Source organism: Thermodesulfobacteriota bacterium, assembly GCA_040754335.1.
Classification (GTDB): Bacteria; Desulfobacterota_D; UBA1144; order Nemesobacterales; family UBA2774; genus 2-12-FULL-53-21.
The window spans coordinates 373,871-391,731 of sequence record JBFMCV010000002.1; the positions used below are offsets into that span (position 1 = coordinate 373,871).

A 17,861-nucleotide genomic window follows, 5' to 3' on the forward strand; every position below is an offset into this window, starting at 1 on the left:
TACATGAGCACACATTGTGTGCCGCCGGCTTGCCAGTACAAGATATCTGAGCCGAGAAAGTTGCAATCTTGACTTTAGGTGAGAGCGACCGATTCCTCACTAGTTCGAAATCGTTTGTGAATGTCGGGAAAGACTTTCTTGATTGATTGAATACTAAGGTAAACCACCACCCTGTCCCTCCCCCTTTGAAAATGGGGGAGGGAAACTTTTAGAGAATTTTAGCCCCGGATTATTTAACATCTACAATGCCGAGCAGTTTTTTCAGCTCCCGGGAGTAATCGGAATCGTCTCCGAATATGTAGATGCGGAGTGACGCGCATTCCCTCACGAGCTCTCTCGCGAATCTCCTCTCTTTATTCGCGTCGAGGAACCTGCCGATAGTGTCTATGTCGGGCGGCTGGTCTTTACGGAATAGTCCCGAGCAAATCCTCATCAGCTCGTCAGGGATCGTGTCCTCGTATTCGGGAGAGCCCGCCTCCGTGAGGAGTGACAGCCGCCTCACGCTAAGCAAATATATTCTCATGTAGAGACCGTAAAGCGCGGTCAGGTAGGAGATCTCCTCTCCCGGCCCGCCGACTTCGATCACGTGCTCCTCCATCCCCTCGGCAGCTTCCCTCATCCTGTCCGCCTCTCTTTTTCTTCTCTTGAGCGACGAGAGCCAGAGTGCATAAACGTTCTCGCCGATTTCACGGGGGACATCTCGAGGGCCCGTGGCAGGTTCTCCGTAAAGCAGCTCGGATGAGACTCTCAGGAGCGCGTCTACGAATTGCGACTTCCGCGCCGAGCCGTAAAGGGCGGCTTCCTTTCTCCTCCTGACCCTTATATCCGCGCCGTTCGTGCGGAACCCGATGGGCTGCTTTTCCGCCTGTGAAGGCGTGAGGTACTCGGCCCTTATCTCCTTAAGCTTCCTGTCCTTGTCCATGAGCCTGTCGAGCTCTCTCAGGAGGTCGTCCAGGTACGTCTCTTCCTCCTCGTTTCCGTAGTGCTCTTCCGAGACCGCGGCGTACTCGACGTTGCGGGCGATCTGCTCGAGAAGGAAAGGGTCCCCGGAGAGGTGGATGAGGAACAGCATTATGTTGGCGTATTCCTCATCGTCGAGGCTCCCGGCGAGCCTTTTCACTTCCTCTTTCAAGTTTTCATCGTGCAGGCTCCTGGAAAAGTAAAGGGCGGCGAAGTAGTGGTATATATACCCGTACCTGAATTCGTAACCCGATTCCCTGCCGGCGAGGGTCTCCGATCCGAGGAGCGCGGCTATCACGGAGGCGGGGGGTTCCGGCGGGTGCGGGGAATCCGCCGAGACCTCGCCGATGAGGGCTTCCAGGTCTTCCCCCGATATCCACCTGCTCCTCCTGGAGAACATCCTGTATGCGAGCCCGGAAAGGAGGCTCATAAAGAAGGGCAGGTCTTCCCGGCGTACGGCGTCCTTGAGGGATTTTGTAATCAGGTAATCGTAATATTGCCCGTATGAGCTTGCGCCCGGCCCCTCCTGGTCTTCGGAATCGGCCATCTGCAGTATCGTCAATATGAATACCGGGTAGGAAGGGACGAGGTTTCTTGCGAGGACCGCATCCACTGCGCCTCTCAGCCTGTCTTTCCTCTGAGCGGCCGTCTTATCGTCTTCCGCCCTTCCGGTCCCCGTCCATTTCGAGATGAGCTCTTCCCTGAGCGCGTGTCCGAGCTCCGCTATCCCGCACACGGCATATCCGGCGGGCACCCCGTAAACGGACAATCCACTGGGCAGGCCGGTGAATTCGGGCGGGTTCACCGCCGTCAGGACCGCTCCGCCGAAATGCTCCTTCAGACCGAGGAGGAAAGAGCCGAGCTCGGCTGACCCCGTCCTTATCCTGTCGGCGTTATCGAGAAGGAGTATCCTCCTTTCCCGGGGCTCCGCTCTTATAAGCCCGCAGCTCTCAGCCGTATATTGCGACCCGTATTTCCCGAGAAAGAATTCGGCCGTTTCTTCCGGGCGCGGTATGCGGAGACTCTTCCCGTCGGCATAGAGGGGGAAGAATCCCGATTCGGCGAAACGCCGGGCGAGGACCTTGAGGAGGGACGTCTTTCCCGAATCCTCAGGGCCGCATACGAGCACACCTCCGCCTTCTTCCGCGGCGTCGATAAGCGCGGATGAGTTTATTCTCCTGCTGCCCGGCCCCGCGCCCGCCAGGTTTCCGGGGCTAAGCACGTCGACGTCCGGGAATATATATATATCCCGGAGGGAGGGGCTCCTCCCGCCACTGTGTTTTATCTGTATGCCGGTATCGTCGATAAACTCGTCGAAATCTTCTTTGAATACAGCTTTCCTGATCATGAAATCCCCGACTCTTTCCGGCCGCGTCCGGTTGACATGCGCGGAGCTCGCGAACGCGGGCGCACATTCTCTTTTCAAAAAAAATTATTTAAATTATACAGGGACATGGGAAGAGACGGCAAATGGATAAGGTTAAATGCCGCCGGGACCGGCTATAAGAACACTCCCGCGGTGAGGCAGCGGCGGGACGGGGACTCAACGCGTCAAAGCGCATTTACGGAAACCGCCGGGCTGTATTTTCAATCGGGTATATCGGGTATATAATATAGATGCGCGGGGTCATTTTACCGCTCAAGGGTCGAATCTTTACATACACGGATGGAGGACGATGATATGAGGACATTCATTGCGGCACTGCTTCTTTTTTTCACATGCGCGAATATGGCAGGCGCGTGGGAGAACCTCCGCGAGTACATTTTCCTCGAGGAGATGGGCGCGCCCGACGAGATCGAGCAATACGACTCAGTCGAATACGTCACCGGCAAGAGCCAGAGGCACTTCAGAGAGGCGTGGGAGTTCGAGTATAACGAAGAGATGTACGTGGGCCAGTGCATAGACGCGCTCAGGGACCAGGCCATACTCGTCGGGGCTAACTCCGTGCTCAATATGAGCTGGAAACTCGAAAGGGAGTACCCGCAGAACTGGTTTACCGTCGTCTGCCAGGGCCTGGCCGCCTGGAAGTACTGATCCCCGGAAGGCGCGGTCTTCCGCCGTTAACGTTCCGGGGGCTCTCCCTGCCGGAAAAAGAACAGCGAGGCTCTGTTGTTTTCCCTTCACCTGCGGTGCCGCAGGATACATACCGCCATAGCTGCTTCCACCGCTCTCTACAGGCTTAACAAGCATTAACCTGAGTCGCGAGTCCGGGCGTCTTTCGATCTTGTCTGACGCACTTTCCCGAATCTGATTTCGTATATATAATTCTTTCAGGTCGTCCTGCGGTCTCCTTTTATTTGCCCTGAGCGAAGGCCGGCAGTAAAATTAGCCGCTGGAGACGAACGGGTCACCCGGAGTCAAGGGAGGGTTGGATTTGGAGAAGGGCGAAGAAAAGCCCCTTTACGAGCTGTTGGCGGGAGATACGCAGTGGAGGCTGATCCTCGACCTCGTAAGGGCCATAGTCACGGACAGGATCAAGATTTCCGCTCTCGAAAAGCTGCTTGAGGAAAAAGGGGTCATAAGCCGCGAGCAGCTCCAGGAGTACTACGACGAGCTGCTGAGAGCCACCTCGGACGACGTAATAAACGAGGTGCTTCAGGAATTCGGAAAGGGTAATTCGGATTACTGAAGCGCGGGCAGGGCGCGTAATTCTTTCCCGAAGAAAAGCGGCGCGACTGCATCTTCCAGCAGCGACCGCTTCTATGCTGGATTCAGGCTCCTCATCGCTCCGGTTGGCCGGCTTCCGCGTTATCGACCGGGATAAGCCGGTTTCCCGCCCGGATTCGTTGCCGGGAGCAGTTGTCCGGGGCTTCAGGTATACACGGCATGCCCGCTCTCTCTCCGCCTGGTCGTCCGGCGTTGTCGGCGCCCGTCGCCGTAATCTGAAAATCGTGTAATATTGTATCTCAAAAGTATTCGCGCTTGTGATACGGGCGTCTACTGCGACGAGGTGACATAGCTTATTATGCTCTTCAGGAACGATCATGTGCAGAGGGTACGATTAATGAAAAGGTTTTTGCTGGTGGCGCTCGCGGCGGCACTCGGGATCGGCGCAGTGTCGTGCAGGGACGGGAGTGACTCGAAAACCAAGGACGGCGGGGAATTCAATTTCAGGAAGACGACCTGGGGGATGAGCCGCGAGCAGGTTAAAGCGTCCGAGGACACGGAGCCGACCGGGGACAGGCCCGAGGTAGTTACGTACAGGGGGGAGTTCGAGGGGATACCCGTCATAATCGGATACGTGTTCGACGGCGACAAGCTCGCGAGAGCCGGATATCTCATGCGGGGCTCGTACCAAGACCCGAATTCGTATATAAGCGACTATGACAAGGTGAAGGAGTCTCTCATAAAGAGTTACGGAAGCCCGGCCGAGGACAATGTGGTCTGGGACGAGGGAGAGGAAGTGCAGGACCCGGCCCTGTTCGGTGAGTCGGTCTGCGCCGGAAAGCTCGTATACTCCACGATGTGGTCGGACGGAGTGACCGTGATAAGGGAGAACCTCAGCGGCGAAGACGGGAAGTGCAGTCACGGCGTGACCTTCGAAAGCGTCGAGCTCTTCATCAAGAAGACTATTCAGGACAGCGAATCGTCTCAATCGCCGCCTAACGAATGACGCGCCTTTTTAGTCCTGCCGGTCCTTGTCCGATTTCATTCGCTCTTCTATCAGCGCCAGGTAGGACTCCTCTTCCTGCGCGAAGTGGAGGGTGAGTATCGCATAGAGACCGTAGAGTATCCTCCTCAGCTCCCTGATGTCCTCCGGGCCCGGGCCGTGCTCCGGCAGCTCCTCCAGCACGTGACCGAATACCTTGATGAGGTGGCTTATTTCGATGTGCGCCCTGCTCATCGTGGCGGTCGGGTCCTCTCCCCCTATTATGTCGGCCACGAGCGGGTAGACGACGGCGTCTTCGGCTTTCTCGTGCGGCAGAAGCCGCTCCGACAAGAACGTATGTATCTCCCGTAGCTCCCTGAGGGCCGTTGCGGGCGGCATGGTGTCGAGCCTGTCGGTGACATATCTTATGTGCTTGACCTCGGGCATGAGCTTCTCATGCTCGTCCCGGAACTGGAGGCCGATCCTGGCTGCGTCCGGGTCTATATGATTCTTCTGCGGCCCGTCCCTGAGCGCCCTGAGCGCATTCAGTATGACGACCACGTCTATTACCTCCTGAAGGAGAGCGCCGGCGACCGGTACGAGGAAGCCGGCTGCCGCGGCGAGCATCGCCGCTATCGAGAGGCCCATTCCGACTGCAATGCTCTCGAAAGCGATCGACCTCGACCTCCTGGCTATGCGTACGGCTTCTATCAGACGGTCAAGCTTGTCGACGAGGAGCACGACGTCTGCGGCTTCCGAGGACGCAGTCGCACCTCTCGCGCCCATGGCCACGCCGACGTCGGCCGTCGCGAGAGCCGCCGCGTCGTTTATGCCGTCCCCCACCATTACCGTGACTCCTTCGGAGCGCTCCGTAACCACCGCGTCCACCTTCTCCTGGGGCGAGCGCTCCGCGAGCACTTTGTCTATGCCTATGGCCGCGCCTACGGAAACTGCGACGTCCTTGTGGTCCCCCGTCAGCATTACAATCCTCTGAAACCCGACCCGTTTGAGCGCGCGTATCGTGAGAGGCGCGTCGGGCCTCACCGGGTCGTCCAGTATCAGCACCCCCGCGGGCGCGCCGTCCAGAGACACGAACACGCACGAAGAGCCGTCGAGCAAGGACCTCCGGTGGAGTCTGCGCGCCCTCGGGTCTGACGGCATGCCGCTCAGCACCCAGTTCATTCTGCCGAGCTTCACTCTCCTGCCGTTCACCGTGCCGGTTATGCCCGAGCCGAACGCCTCCGTTACGTCTTCGGGGAAGCTCAGGTAGAGCCCCCTGTCTATGGCGGCATTCACTATGGGCCGTGCGAGGACGTGCGGAGACACCTGGTCGAGCGAGGCTGAGAGCTTGAGCAATTCATCTGGGTCGCAGTCCCCGAGGCTCTCCACTCCGCTCAGGATCGGCTCGCCCCTCGTTATGGTCCCGGTCTTGTCGAGGATGAGAACCTTCCCCCGGGCGAGCGTCTCTAACGCGAGGCCGCCTTTTATGATGATTCCGCGCCGGGCCGCGCGCGAGAGCCCGGAGACTATCGCTACCGGAACCGCGAGTATGAGAGGGCAGGGGGTCGCGACAACGAGCACGGCGAGGGCCCGCACCGGGTCGCCCGAGATTATCCATGCGAACGCCGAGACGGCGAGGGTCGCGGGAAGGAAGAATATCGCGTACCTGTCGGCCATACGTACGAGCGGGGCCCTGGCCGCCTGGGCCTGCTCGACGAGCCTTATTATCCCAGCGTACACGCTCTCGCGGGCGGTAACGGTCGCCCTCATTTTGAAGGGAGACCGGGACGCGTTCACCGTGCCGCTCAGGACCTGGTCCCTGTCCCTGTGCTCGACGGGCTTCGACTCTCCCGTAAGGGCCGATTCGTCGAGCACGGCGGAGCCGCCTATGACGACGCCGTCGACGGGCACGATCTCGCCCGGCTTGACCATGAGGAAGTCCCCGGGCTTCACTTCTTCTATCGGAGCCGCGGTTACGGTGTCCCCGTCGAGCCTGTTGACCGTCCGCGGCGTGCGTGCTATTAGTGCGGAGAGCTCTTTCCGCGCCCTCGATTCGGCGTACCCTTCCAGCACCTGGCCGCCCGAGAGCATGAGCGCGATCACGGCGCCCGCGAGATATTGTCCGAGGTAGAGGGAGCCTGCCATCGCTATGAGCGCGATCACGTCCACGCCCAGCTTGCCCGCAAGTAAAGCGCGCGCGACGACGAATGTGAGGGGTATGAGCGCCGCGGCGGTGGATCCCGCCCAGGCCCAGTCCGCTATCTCAGGTATTTTCAGGAAGTGCGCCGCGAGACCCGCAGTAATTCCGCATATAGTGATGGCGAGGACTACCCGGTTTATGAAACGGGTATCACGCATGGCCGGACCCAAGCTCCGAATTTAGTTCGTCAAGGACTTTCAGATTCACGCCGCGCCGGGAACGAGGTATTACCACTTCCCGAAAATAATACACCACTCTATATATAGAGCAAAAAGCGGGACCTCTTCGCAGGGCGCGAGCGTTTTTCGCGCGGACGTCCGGCTTCAGGCGGGGTATTATCGATATTTTACGAGGCCTTAATTGAAAATTTATCAATCGCCTTATATAATCAAAGAGAGCAGGGGGCCTCATTCGGGTTTTATTTCAGTTTTGATTGCCGCACTGCATCGTATAAAGAAAAGACGGGAAGCGGTCATTCCATGATTCAATACAAGGTCGAGAACATTACGCTCACGGACGACGAGCAGGCTTTCCTCATTGACATGACGATAGAGATGGAGGATTACGAGTCCGACTCGGAATCGGTTTTCATCTCGCTCTCTTTCCCGCTCGCGAACGAATCGAGCGACCTCGAGGAGATAAAGGAGAAGGCCGTCATACACGCGAAGAGCCTGCTGAAGAAAGTGCTGCTTGAAGACGCCCAGCAGGATTTGTTTTAACCCATGTGAACGGGACTCCTGTCTTGCCCGTTTCCTTCCGTTCCAATTTTAAATACCTCACTCCGCCAGGAAGATGCCCGTGTCCTGGATCGAGTACGAGCGGTCGGCGTTCATGAGGCCTGCCACGAAAAACGCGAGCCCGCTTTCGCTCGGGCCGCGGTACCTGTTGTCCTCGATTGAACGGAAGAGCTTCGAGCCGTCGGGCGGCGCGGGCTGGAACTGCTGCGCGAGCGCTGTTACTTCCTCGCCCGGACCCACGCGGTAGAGGCCCTGAGCTGATTTCTTGCCCTCGAAAAGCCTCGACCTGAATATGATCTGACCCGAGTCATTCAGCCCGGCGAGCCCGAACTGCGCGAACTGGCCGACTCCGCCCGGACCGGGATCTCCGTGACGTATGAGCGTCGTAATACCGGAAGGACCCGCGAGGAATAAGGCCGAGTCGATGGGAACGTCCTCGTCGCCTGATCTTATTCCCGCGCCGAACGCGACTTGGCCGTTTTCGTTCGGACCTCTGGGATAGAATTCGCTGTCTATTACGTCCCCGCCACCGCCCGGAACGGGCTCTCCCTTACGCACAAGCTCCGTTAATCCTTCCTCGCTTGCGAGGTAGATCGCTTCGTTATCGGTCTCGCCTCCCGTCGTGCCGTCGAGATGCGCGCTGAATGCGGCCTGCCCGCTGTCGTTTATTCCTGACAGCAGCTGGAAATTACCGAAAATGCCGTTTCCGCCCGGCACCGCATTTCCCTCGCGGGCGAGCTCTATGATGCCGCCCTCGGCGGCGAGGTAGATACCCTCGTTGTCGCTTTCGCCGCCCGATGAGCCCGATATGCGTCCGATGAACGCGACCTGGCCGTTTTCATTCGGACCCGCCGTATCGAAGAAGTCCTCGAACACGCCGTTGCCGCCGGGCACGGGGTCGCCTTTGCGCGCGATCTCTGTGACTTCCGAAGAATCGGCGATATATAATGCCCTGTTATCGCTGTCGCCTCCTGGCGTGTCTTTGAGCGCTGCGACATACGAGATTTGGCCGCTTTCGTTGAGATTGCCGTAATTGTAAAAGCATCCCAGAAATCCCGGTAAGCAGATTTTGAACACAGTGCCTCCGCCGGGAACCGCGTCCCCTTCGCGGACGAGGACATTGATCCCTTCTTCGCTGCCTAGATAATATCCTTCCGTGTCGCCGAACTCATCGTCGGGCGATTCGGCTACCCTGCCGATGAACGCGATCTCTGCCTGGTCGTTCACTCCGATAATCTGCGGGAAGCCCCTGAATATGCCCCCTCCGGGAGCCGGTTCACCGTTTCTCGCCACTTCCGTAAGCCCGCTAGTGTCGGCCAGGTACAGGACCAGCCTCCTTACGTCCTCTGTGATTCTCTCTAGAGACAGGAAGGCCGCAACTCCCCCCTTGCTCGGGCCTGCGAGCCGGAGGAAGGCGATAAAAGTAGCCTGTCCGTCGGGCGCCGTTTGTCCCCTCTGGGCGAGCCTGATTGCGAGCGCGTTCGGGGGAGGGAAGGGCTCGTCGCCTCCTCCGCCGTTTCCGCAGCCACCGACTGTCGATATAAACAGCAGGCCTGAAATTAATACGACAAAAACCGTTTTGGTGAATGTATACATTGTATCGCTCCCTTTAAGTTTGCGTTCACTGGGCAACGAAGATGCCGAAACCGCTGTTCGTGCGCAGCTGATCCGCGCTCATGAGAATAGACTGGAAGAGCGCGAGACCGCCGTTGTTCGGGCCCCGGAACCTGTTTTCTATCGTCTGTATGAGCTTCGAGCCGTCGGGCGGCACGGGCTGTAAAGCCTCGGCTAGCGCCTTTACGCTTTCCCCCGGACCTACACGGTAGAGGCCCGGCTGCGTTTTAGCGAATGGCTCCTCCATATCCTCCCGAAACAGCCCCGCCCTGAATATCACCTCGCCCGAGTCGTTAAGCCCTCCGGGGAGGAGCCCCGTGAAGCGGCCCTCTCCGCCGGGTCCGGAATCGCCGACTCGGATAAGCCTGGTAATGCCGGAAGGGCTCGCGAGAAAGATGCCCGAGTCATTCGGGATGCCCTCGTCGCCGTCTATGATCGGTGCCGCGAATGCGACCTCGCCGCTCTCGTTTGGATTAGTAGGATAAATGCTGTCTATGATCCCGCCACCTCCGCCGGGCACGGGATCGCCTATGCGCGCGAGCTCCGTTATGCCGCTCCCGCTTGCTATATAGAGCGCCAGATTATCGTTATCTCCCCCCGACGTGCCGTCCAGTACGGCTCTGAACGCCGCCTCCCCGCCGTCGTTGATTCCTGTCACGAAATCTAAGTCGCCGAATGTGCCGTTGCCGCCCGGCACTGTGTCGCCTTCGCGCGCGAGAAGCGTCACTCCGCTCTCGTCCGCGATATATATGCCTTCGTTGTCGTCTTCTCCTCCCGACGTTCCTGATATGCCGGCGATAAACGCGACCTGCCCGCTTTCATTCGGCCCCGTAATACTGAAGAAGCCGTCAAACACGCCGTTCCCGTCAGGCACGGTGTCGCCTTTACGCGCGAGCTCCGTAAGACCGTCAGTCCCCGCGAGGAATAACGCCATGTCTTCGCTCGTACCGGTCAGCACTGCCGCGAACGCGATCAGTCCATTCTCGTTGAGACTTCCGTATTGATAAAAGCAGCCGAGGAATCCGGGTATGCAGAGCTTGAATACCGTGCCTCCGCCGGGTACTGCGTCCCCTTCGCGGATGAGCGCCTCGATTCCTTCTTCACCGTTCAGATAGTAGCCGTCGGTATCGCCGAACTTTTCGTCGGGCGATTCTGCGGTCGAGCCGACAAACGCGAGCTGCGCCTGATCGTTCACTCCGATATTCTGCGGAAAGTCCGCGTACGTTCCACCGCCGGGCGCGGAGTCTCCGTTCCTCGCCACTTCCGAAAGTACGTTACCGTCGCCCGTGTAAAGAACCAATCTCAGCGTGTCGTCACTAACGCGCTCTACAGCCCTGAAGGCAACCCGGCCTGTATCGCTCGGCCCTACCGGCCGTTCCAATTGCAGAAACGTCGCCTGTCCGTCGGGCGTCATCTGCCCCCTCTGGGCTATGCTGATTAATTGCGGATTGGGGGGAGGGAATGTGACGCCGCCGCCATCTCCGTTGTTATCGTTGCAACCGGACGTCATGAAAGACGATAGGATTAACGCAAGCGTTAAAAAACTTGCAATGCTGTTAATGCGTTTCATCCAATTCCTCCTTTATCGCTTGAGCTGCATTTCAGCCCCGGAAGCGGACATAGACAGCTCGATAAAATATGCGATTCCGACCACTAGAAATCACATTAATTCTACGGCTGTTTTATGCTACACGGATTATATTTGTTGAAATGAAAGAAGCTTTTAATGCTGCTGCCTGTATGGGTATGCCAATTCCCTAACCCGGCAAGGGCTGTGATTACGGATTGAGTGGATAAAAGATTTAAACCCCGGATGGTCGGCTCGACCAATTCCAAGAAATATTCTATGTTATCAAGCTGTTAGCCGCTATTTCTAGACGGTCCTAAAGGCTTACTCGTCTTCGAGCATTGATTTGAGCTGCTGCCTGAACTCGGGCGTGTCCTTATGGCCGTGCACCGTGACGGCGTGGTGTATTGCAGCCGACATTACCTCTTCCTCTCTTCCGCTTATCCTGAGAGTGCAGTTGGTGCTGCTCGGATTCTTACTGCAGTCCATTACTTTTCTCTCACCCATCGTTTTCTACCTCCCCCATGAGGTTTCCGGGATGTTACAATCAAATTTTATTATAGGTCATCATTTGTTGTCAATTGTTATTTTCGGTAGTGAGTCAATCTCTGTATCCAACTGGTAGATTTCTTTATCCGTTGCTGCATCGCCGGGATTCCGGGAGAGTTTTCATTCGCGAACGGTTCTTCAGAATGTTCTTGAGGATCGAGCCGTCTTATTCGATACTTTAAGAAAATTCCGCTAGACAGAGGTGTTACTTGATAAAACGTATCTCTTACATAAAGACGGCGCCCGAGGCGATAAAAGCGTTTTCAGCGGGAGCGGACTATCTCGAAAGCTCGTCGATAGAGCCCAGGCTCAGGTATCTGGTGGAGCTCCGCGTATCGCAGATAAACGGCTGCGCCTACTGCGTGGACCTGCATACAAACCAGCTCAGGAGGGAAGGGGAGACGCAGCAGCGTCTAGACTGCCTCGTCGTGTGGAGGGAAGTGCCTTTCTATGACGAGAGGGAGCGCGCGGCGCTCGATTGGGCTGAGGCCGTGACGCTCATAAAGGACACTCACGCGCCCGATTCCGCGTACGAAGCCGTGAGCGCGCATTTTACGGAGAAGGAGCTCGTCGATCTCACGTTCGTCATCGCGAACATGAACCTCTGGAACCGGGTCGCCATAAGCTTCAGGAGGCTTCCGGGGAAGAGGGGGTGAGGGGAAGGGGTAGTGACCAAACTCATCGAATAAAACAATTAAATCGCTTGATTGAAACATCTCATCAAAACTATATTTTTTACCAAATCCAGCTGAGCAACCAGTCGGAACAGGAGTGTAGGTGAGAATCGATTCGATCGTTTCCAGCGTAACTAGGTTGTTAGCGACCTATGGCCCTTGCGTAAGAGCAGGAGTGGGCGTTGGTGTGGGTGTAGGTTCCTCCTCTGCCGTCACCGATGCAACTGCGATGTCCCGCAAAAAAAGAACACTTTTGGAGGGGCTCTCAGGAACCGTTACCGTGAAAGAATACGAAGAATCAAACCCGATCGAACCTTCGCCTGTTAGGGTAAGTTGAGTCATTAGTCCCTCTATTACATCGTCAATTCCCACGTTTCCTAAACTATCGGATATCTCGTTCTCAAAAGCGTCCAACAGAACATCGAGAACGGGTGGATCGCCGTTGGTTGAAGTAAAGGATATCAACAACTCATAGAGTGGTGCAGCTTGTTCTTCGGATAAATTGATATTAAGACTATTGTTGATAAACGACATATCACTACTGAAAAGCGCGAATGCGCTTGTCATGCTTCCCGTGGTTTTTGCCGTAAGCGATACCTCCGACAGGTCTATGGTGATTTCCTGATCGGACACCGTCTTCCATTTGACCGCGAGCGGATCCCGATCTACAGCAAGAGCCACGGCCATGGGGTTTCTGGCCGCCATTTTCACTATTCTGGTATGCGGGTTTGACTTCCCGTCCAGTGTAAAAGTAGCGCCTGTAAGTGTACCCTTCATGCCTGCGGAGGCCTCCGCTTCTTCTAAGGCAGCAGGATTACTCAGATCGGGGATCTCGGCAAGCAACGGGAACGTTTTCTTAGAGACCTCTTGGAAGCGCTCGGGACGATCGGTAGGTTTGGTTTTGTCCCTTATCTCTGTTGTGAGCGCATCTGTCCCTAATATCCCTCCCTTGATTGCGTCGATCAGGCCCTGGAGGTTTTTTACCTCATCAGTGTTTGCCGGTTTGTTGCCATCGTCTACGAGTTCGCCCGTTTTTGGGGCCCCTTTTGGCTTTCTGCTGACTCGGTATTCTTCCTTTACCGGGTTAAAAATTTTTCCGGCAGCGATTGAAACGCCATTTACCCCCGGTTTTACTTGCTTACTTTGTATAATTGTTTTTAGCTTACCGTTAACGCTGGCGTCGGCACTAATCTGGGCACGTACACTGGTTGGTTGTAAGGCACAGAAGTAGACCATTATGGCAAGCATAAACGTTATGAACATGCTGCTTGCCGGGTTAATCGTGAAGGAAATGCGACTTCCCTTCTTCAAGCCGTCTCTGTTTCTCCATCCTGCAAGGACTGACAGAAGACGCGTTATTGCTGTCTTTGTTTCCATATGATCTCCCTCCTTTACTTCCTTTTCGAACTCTGGAGGTGGTCTTTTGAAAAAGCAATGAGAAAGTGAATCCAAAAGACTTTCTTAGGAGTGTGCAATATTAGGTGGATAAAATATGATTCTTAGATGCTTTTGGAATGTGCGAGAAACATTAAAAATTGTGCGTTTTCAGGAAAACTGCATTTGCCGTGGATAGTAAGCGATAACAGCTAGATAAGATAATGACTACCCCATATTAATCGATCCCTCCACCTGTGATTATATTTGATTTCGTATATGAATGTCAAACAGAAATTTTGGGTTTTTATAGCGAAAAAAATAGGTGTTACGTATTGTATTGAGGATAACGGCAAGGTCATCTACCCCAAATCCACACCCCTAACCACAAACCTTGAAAGAAGATGAGGGATATTCCTTTGAGATTCAACTTTTACAAGTAAGAAACAAAAAGCTAATTGATGTCTCCAGATCCAACCGTTTAAGATTTTCGTTCGGATTAACAAAAAAAGAGAGGCCTGGGGAGCGGGGGCTCGGAAGACGCCACGGGATCGTTCTTTAACCGGAACCACTACGCCGGGTTCCTCGAAATGACCTTCCCGGTCGCGCTCGGATACGTGCTGTCGCTCGGGGGCTGGAGGGGGGCCTCGGGGAGGCCGCTTCACAGCCGCCTGCTCTCCTCCGAGAATCTCCAGAAGCAGGCCCTGTTCCTCTTTCTCCTCGGGTTAGCCTTCCTGGCCGTGCTCTTCTCGAGGTCGAGGATGGGTATTTTCAGCGTCCTCGTCTCGCTCGTATTCTTCACGTCCCTGAGCTCGCGGTCTCTGCGGTCGGGGAAGGGCCTTGGGAGGATGGTCTACACCGTAGTGGGGGTCGCGGTGTTCTTCGGCCTGTTCATAGGGATCTATCCGGTCGCGGAGAGATTCCTCCACGTGGGAGAGAACCTGCCTTCGAGGACGGAGCTCTGGAAGGACGCGGCCGCCATTGTCCGCGACTTCCCTCTCTTCGGGTCGGGTCTGGGGACCTTCGGCTACGCGTATCCACTCTACAAGCTCGCTGTCGGAAAACCCATCGTCTATCTCCACGCGCACAACGATTACCTGGAGCTGCTTATAGAGACAGGCGTTCTCGGGTTCGCGTCCATAATGGCGGCGCTCGCAGTGTTCCTTCACTCGTCGCTCAGGGCGCTCGCGAGTCTCGGCAGGGATGAGGACTATTTCAGGCTGTTCGTTCTCGCGGGCGCGCTCACGGGGATATTCTCGATGCTCGTCCACAGCCTGGTCGATTTCGGACTGCAGATACCCTCGAACGGCCTCTACTTCGCATTCCTCGTGGGGTTATCTGCGGGGGCGGGGAGCGGGTCTCAAAATGACGGCGGCGCCGCGGCCGGTGCCGGGATCACAAGGAAAGAATAGCAGGGGCGCTTTGGAGGGAAAGGTGCATATCAGGAGAGTGCAGCTTCGCGCCCCGGCTATAGCTTATTAGTTCTCAGGGTCATTCCCGGCAGGATATGAGGTTCCTCTTTTCCGAATACAGGTGGCAGTAGGACGGTATCTCGCAGATATTGGAAAGGTCGTCCGGGTCATCGTCGTGCGTATCACCGAAAAGCATGTAGTTCACCCAGTGGGCAATCTCGTGGCCGAGCGCGTCGAGCGAGGGCGGTACGTCTATCCTGGCACTCCCCAGATGGAACTCTCCGGCGCACCCCTTCTCGGAAAACTTGCAGGAGAAACCCTCCCGCCCGGTGGAGGGGTCGTATTTATCCGGGGTTACGACGTTCACGGTGAGCTCGCTCCCCGGAAGCGACATTATGACTCCTGCAAGCTCGGGGTGGACGTCGACGGCGCACTCGAGCGCGAGACCGAAATACTCGTCCACGAGCGGGAGCGCCTCGGAGAGCTCTTCGTCCGTGTAGTAGCCGTTGTGCCTGAACTCTACGCCGTTTGAGGATATGACGCTGTCGCCGGACCCTCCGGCCGAGTCGTTCTCGCTTCCGGTGCCGCCTCCGCAGCCGAGCATGTAAACCGCGACAATCATAACCGCCAGAAACCCACGGCGTCCGGTCCCCGGACCTCCGTCCGTAAATACCCCCATACTCGTTCCCCTTCTCTTCGCCGAGAGGCGGGGAAGACCGGACGCCATGGCCTGCCGGATGCCTGCCAACAGAGGCTGTTGACACGAATCCGTATTGAAATTACTTTTAGCTTTGAGTTATAACTCAATGCCGGTCCCGACCAAAGGTATCGGCGTCAAGTCCTCCGAGAGACCACCCTCTCGGGGGATTTTTTTTAACGCAGTTTGAGAATAACCGGGGGTATTTGCCTCAACAATCGGACGACGGTATAAATAATTTGTCATACCAAGGTATGTATGATGGTGCCGGGGTTACTGAAAAAGTATTAGTATGCAATAATACCAGCGGGTAAGCGCCGGGGGTCCCGACGGCTGTCGGGATACACGCGAAAAGCAGTGATACGAGCGTCCGTAGTGCTCAAACGAACCAGCTGACCACGGTTAATCTGACCCCGCTCGTAACGGGAGTTACCTCGTGGAACATTTCCGACCCGAAAGCTATCAATGTTCCTGCCGTTCCCCGCACCTTGAACCCTTGCCCCTCGAAGCGCGGGTCCTTCAGCAGCCCGTATATAATGAAGGAGCCCCCTGTGTAAGCGCCGTCCCCGGGCTCGTCAGTCTCGTCGTTGAGGAACACGACGGCCGAAACGAGCCGGTCTCTCACTTCGTCCGGGTGTTGGGAGCTGGTGCCTTTATCCGTGTGGCACCTGAAGAAGTCCCCGGTCCTGTAGTAAAGGAACTCGGGCTTCTGGGGGCGAGAGAGCTCGACGCCGAAATATGCCCCGAGATCGCCCCTCAGCCCGGCTATTTTTTCGCTTATCAGACTGCGCGTCTCTTCGGATACATTTTTCGTCACGGTGCGCCGGTAACTCTCGTCGAGGCGCCGCTCGTCTGCTTTTGCGACGCACGCCATGCTGCCTTCGGAGGAAGACATCTCGCGCACGATCCGTGCGCATTCTTCACCGCTCAGGAAATTCTTTATTGAAAAGAGGCCGAAAGAGGAGTGAGTGCCGGGTGTCATGCTCGGTGAAACGGGAAGCGCATTCGGGCAGGCGCGTATGACATAAATGAAATAGTAGCGAATTGCCCTTCCCGAGTCAACCGGGTGTCTCCGGGGGTGCCGCTTGCGCCTGACGATTCGGGCTCACCGCGGCCGCTGCCAAAGGGTTCCGCAGGGCCCGTGATACTTTCACATCACCAGAACTTGCCGTAGAGCTTCTCGGCGTTGTTCCAGAATATATCCTCTTTCAGTTTTTCGGAAACATCGGCTCCTTCTATCTTCCAGTACTCGCCGGCGAAATCGCTCCACGGTATGTCCGAGCCGAATAGGAATCGGTCTCCGCCCACGCCCCGCTTCTCTATCTCCTCGAGAAGCCAGGTGGAGCCGAACCCGACGGCCCACGAGGAGTCCGTGTATACCTGGTAGCCCTCTTCGACGAGCTCGAAGAACCTCGGGACGAATTTGATGTGTCCGCTGACTCCGCCGCCCATGTGAACGACGTGTACCTTGACCTTTTTCCCGTATTTTCTGATGAGCGCGAGAGCGCCGTCTATATCCGACCCGCCGCCCGGGCTCGTGTGTATGTGGAAGGGCATGTCGTGCTCCGCGGCCGCGCTTAATATCATCTCCCAGAGCTCTGTCGAGTCCTTGTCCCACTGCTCGGGGTTGAAGGTGCCTCCGAGAAGACACGTCGTCTTGAGCGCGACAAGCCCCTTCTCGCCGATGAGCTTGAGCGCCTCTGTCGTCCTCTCCTTGTCTTTGGGCAGGGCCGAGACCCATATGGCGCCGAGCAGCCTGTCCGATTTCTGCACGCTGTCGGTGACGAGCGGGTTAAGCGTGAAGGGCTGCGCCGAATCCGGGTAGCCGTAGTTGGACATTACGAGGGCGCGGTCGACGCCGTGCTTGTCCATGCCTTTTATATAGTCATCGGTCTTGTCGTAATCGGTCGTGGGTTTTACCGCCTGCGGCAGTCCGTAATAAGCGAATCCGGGCACGGGCCCTATGTGGGAGTGGTTATCGAAAATCTTTTTTCTCTTTACTATGCTCATTTTACCGCCTCCTTGAATTTTGTGGTTGTCATTGCTCCGGTATTCCTGTAGTTAATGCCGCCGCCCCGGTTGATAATCGTTTATCCGTTACGGCGTATCCATCGGCTCGCCGGCCCTTTTTCTGAGCGACCTCTCTATCGATTTCGAAGACTCGCCTTTCTCAAGCCTCGCCGCCACTTCCCTGAACTGCTCCCCGTAGCCCGTCTTCGACTTGCGTCCCTCATCGCGCATGACGCTCGCGAGGGCGGCCGTGTCTTCCCTTGCCGCCGGGCTCTTTTCGGGCATGTGTTTATTGTCCGTGTTATCCGGTTTCGATACGGCCGATATATTCGAGATCACGCGCACGAGCTCCCTGCGCCCGCATTCGGGGCATGCGGGGCTATCTTCAGCCGCTTCGGAGAGAGTCAGGAAAAAGATGCTTACGTCTTTACGGCACTGCGTGCAATGGTATTCGTAGATGGGCATTTTATTTTCCTA

The 17,861-nt window shown here is 56.5% G+C and carries 16 protein-coding genes; 6 read left to right on the forward strand and 10 right to left on the reverse strand.

Annotated elements, in window-relative coordinates; translation table 11 throughout:
- Nucleotides 1-229 precede the first annotated feature (229 nt).
- Nucleotides 230-2,308 (reverse strand): ATP-binding protein, encoded by a 2,079-nt coding sequence (locus tag AB1598_05120; protein MEW6144381.1) that lies wholly within the window; start codon nucleotides 2,306-2,308, stop codon nucleotides 230-232.
- Nucleotides 2,309-2,641: 333 nt separating this feature from the next.
- On the opposite strand from AB1598_05120, the gene AB1598_05125 reads away from it, so the two are divergent.
- From AB1598_05125 to AB1598_05135, 3 genes are all read left to right on the forward strand, one after another.
- A complete protein-coding gene (locus AB1598_05125) occupies nucleotides 2,642-2,995 on the forward strand; it encodes a hypothetical protein (protein MEW6144382.1) in 354 nt (117 codons plus the stop codon).
- A 340-nt stretch (nucleotides 2,996-3,335) separates the two neighbouring features.
- Nucleotides 3,336-3,590, forward strand: a complete 255-nt coding sequence (locus AB1598_05130) for a hypothetical protein (GenBank protein MEW6144383.1) — start codon at nucleotides 3,336-3,338, stop codon at nucleotides 3,588-3,590.
- A gap of 375 nt (nucleotides 3,591-3,965) precedes the next feature.
- Nucleotides 3,966-4,574: a hypothetical protein gene (locus AB1598_05135; protein ID MEW6144384.1), complete on the forward strand. Its 609-nt coding sequence runs from the start codon at nucleotides 3,966-3,968 to the stop codon at nucleotides 4,572-4,574.
- Nucleotides 4,575-4,583: 9 nt separating this feature from the next.
- Here AB1598_05135 and AB1598_05140 read toward each other — a convergent pair whose 3' ends face one another.
- Nucleotides 4,584-6,908 (reverse strand): heavy metal translocating P-type ATPase, encoded by a 2,325-nt coding sequence (locus AB1598_05140; GenBank protein ID MEW6144385.1) that lies wholly within the window; start codon nucleotides 6,906-6,908, stop codon nucleotides 4,584-4,586.
- Nucleotides 6,909-7,229: 321 nt separating this feature from the next.
- Between AB1598_05140 and AB1598_05145 the strand changes: the two genes are divergently transcribed.
- On the forward strand, nucleotides 7,230-7,469 hold the full coding sequence (locus AB1598_05145) for a hypothetical protein (protein ID MEW6144386.1): 240 nt from the start codon (nucleotides 7,230-7,232) through the stop codon (nucleotides 7,467-7,469).
- A 57-nt stretch (nucleotides 7,470-7,526) separates the two neighbouring features.
- On the opposite strand, the gene AB1598_05150 is transcribed toward AB1598_05145, so the two are convergent.
- The 3 genes from AB1598_05150 to AB1598_05160 form a co-directional block, all read right to left on the reverse strand.
- Nucleotides 7,527-9,083 (reverse strand): choice-of-anchor tandem repeat NxxGxxAF-containing protein, encoded by a 1,557-nt coding sequence (locus AB1598_05150; GenBank protein MEW6144387.1) that lies wholly within the window; start codon nucleotides 9,081-9,083, stop codon nucleotides 7,527-7,529.
- Nucleotides 9,084-9,108: 25 nt separating this feature from the next.
- A complete protein-coding gene (locus tag AB1598_05155; GenBank protein ID MEW6144388.1) occupies nucleotides 9,109-10,671 on the reverse strand; it encodes a choice-of-anchor tandem repeat NxxGxxAF-containing protein in 1,563 nt (520 codons plus the stop codon).
- A gap of 321 nt (nucleotides 10,672-10,992) precedes the next feature.
- Nucleotides 10,993-11,175 carry a DUF1059 domain-containing protein gene (locus AB1598_05160; protein ID MEW6144389.1) on the reverse strand — a complete coding sequence of 61 codons (183 nt, stop codon included), beginning with the start codon at nucleotides 11,173-11,175 and terminating at the stop codon, nucleotides 10,993-10,995.
- Between the two features lie 251 nt (nucleotides 11,176-11,426).
- Here AB1598_05160 and AB1598_05165 point away from each other — a divergent pair, with 251 nt between their 5' ends.
- Nucleotides 11,427-11,873, forward strand: coding sequence for a carboxymuconolactone decarboxylase family protein (locus AB1598_05165; protein MEW6144390.1), 447 nt, complete (start codon nucleotides 11,427-11,429; stop codon nucleotides 11,871-11,873).
- Between the two features lie 168 nt (nucleotides 11,874-12,041).
- On the opposite strand, the gene AB1598_05170 is transcribed toward AB1598_05165, so the two are convergent.
- Entirely contained in the window at nucleotides 12,042-13,268 is a 1,227-nt protein-coding gene (locus AB1598_05170; protein ID MEW6144391.1) for a hypothetical protein, read from the reverse strand.
- Nucleotides 13,269-13,855: 587 nt separating this feature from the next.
- Between AB1598_05170 and AB1598_05175 the strand changes: the two genes are divergently transcribed.
- Complete coding sequence (locus tag AB1598_05175) at nucleotides 13,856-14,677, forward strand: O-antigen ligase family protein (GenBank protein ID MEW6144392.1); 822 nt, start codon at nucleotides 13,856-13,858, stop codon at nucleotides 14,675-14,677.
- A 79-nt stretch (nucleotides 14,678-14,756) separates the two neighbouring features.
- Here AB1598_05175 and AB1598_05180 read toward each other — a convergent pair whose 3' ends face one another.
- The 4 genes from AB1598_05180 to AB1598_05195 all read right to left on the reverse strand — a co-directional run bounded on the left by AB1598_05180 (nucleotide 14,757) and on the right by AB1598_05195 (nucleotide 17,849).
- Nucleotides 14,757-15,356: a hypothetical protein gene (locus AB1598_05180; GenBank protein MEW6144393.1), complete on the reverse strand. Its 600-nt coding sequence runs from the start codon at nucleotides 15,354-15,356 to the stop codon at nucleotides 14,757-14,759.
- Nucleotides 15,357-15,753: 397 nt separating this feature from the next.
- A complete protein-coding gene (locus AB1598_05185) occupies nucleotides 15,754-16,356 on the reverse strand; it encodes a 2OG-Fe(II) oxygenase (protein ID MEW6144394.1) in 603 nt (200 codons plus the stop codon).
- A gap of 173 nt (nucleotides 16,357-16,529) precedes the next feature.
- Complete coding sequence (locus AB1598_05190; protein MEW6144395.1) at nucleotides 16,530-17,384, reverse strand: amidohydrolase family protein; 855 nt, start codon at nucleotides 17,382-17,384, stop codon at nucleotides 16,530-16,532.
- An 87-nt stretch (nucleotides 17,385-17,471) separates the two neighbouring features.
- A complete protein-coding gene (locus AB1598_05195) occupies nucleotides 17,472-17,849 on the reverse strand; it encodes a zinc ribbon domain-containing protein (GenBank protein MEW6144396.1) in 378 nt (125 codons plus the stop codon).
- Between the last annotated feature and the right edge of the window lie 12 nt (nucleotides 17,850-17,861).

What these genes read in the sequence shown, in the direction of transcription:
- AB1598_05120 (MEW6144381.1), bottom strand. Translation starts at nt 2,308, where the DNA reads ATGATCAGGAAAGCTGTATTCAAAGAAGATTTCGACGAGTTTATCGAC.
- AB1598_05125 (MEW6144382.1), top strand. Translation starts at nt 2,642, where the DNA reads ATGAGGACATTCATTGCGGCACTGCTTCTTTTTTTCACATGCGCGAAT.
- AB1598_05135 (MEW6144384.1), top strand. Translation starts at nt 3,966, where the DNA reads ATGAAAAGGTTTTTGCTGGTGGCGCTCGCGGCGGCACTCGGGATCGGC.
- AB1598_05140 (MEW6144385.1), bottom strand. Translation starts at nt 6,908, where the DNA reads ATGCGTGATACCCGTTTCATAAACCGGGTAGTCCTCGCCATCACTATA.
- AB1598_05145 (MEW6144386.1), top strand. Translation starts at nt 7,230, where the DNA reads ATGATTCAATACAAGGTCGAGAACATTACGCTCACGGACGACGAGCAG.
- AB1598_05150 (MEW6144387.1), bottom strand. Translation starts at nt 9,083, where the DNA reads ATGTATACATTCACCAAAACGGTTTTTGTCGTATTAATTTCAGGCCTG.
- AB1598_05155 (MEW6144388.1), bottom strand. Translation starts at nt 10,671, where the DNA reads ATGAAACGCATTAACAGCATTGCAAGTTTTTTAACGCTTGCGTTAATC.
- AB1598_05160 (MEW6144389.1), bottom strand. Translation starts at nt 11,175, where the DNA reads ATGGGTGAGAGAAAAGTAATGGACTGCAGTAAGAATCCGAGCAGCACC.
- AB1598_05170 (MEW6144391.1), bottom strand. Translation starts at nt 13,268, where the DNA reads ATGGAAACAAAGACAGCAATAACGCGTCTTCTGTCAGTCCTTGCAGGA.
- AB1598_05175 (MEW6144392.1), top strand. Translation starts at nt 13,856, where the DNA reads ATGACCTTCCCGGTCGCGCTCGGATACGTGCTGTCGCTCGGGGGCTGG.
- AB1598_05180 (MEW6144393.1), bottom strand. Translation starts at nt 15,356, where the DNA reads ATGGGGGTATTTACGGACGGAGGTCCGGGGACCGGACGCCGTGGGTTT.
- AB1598_05185 (MEW6144394.1), bottom strand. Translation starts at nt 16,356, where the DNA reads ATGACACCCGGCACTCACTCCTCTTTCGGCCTCTTTTCAATAAAGAAT.
- AB1598_05190 (MEW6144395.1), bottom strand. Translation starts at nt 17,384, where the DNA reads ATGAGCATAGTAAAGAGAAAAAAGATTTTCGATAACCACTCCCACATA.
- AB1598_05195 (MEW6144396.1), bottom strand. Translation starts at nt 17,849, where the DNA reads ATGCCCATCTACGAATACCATTGCACGCAGTGCCGTAAAGACGTAAGC.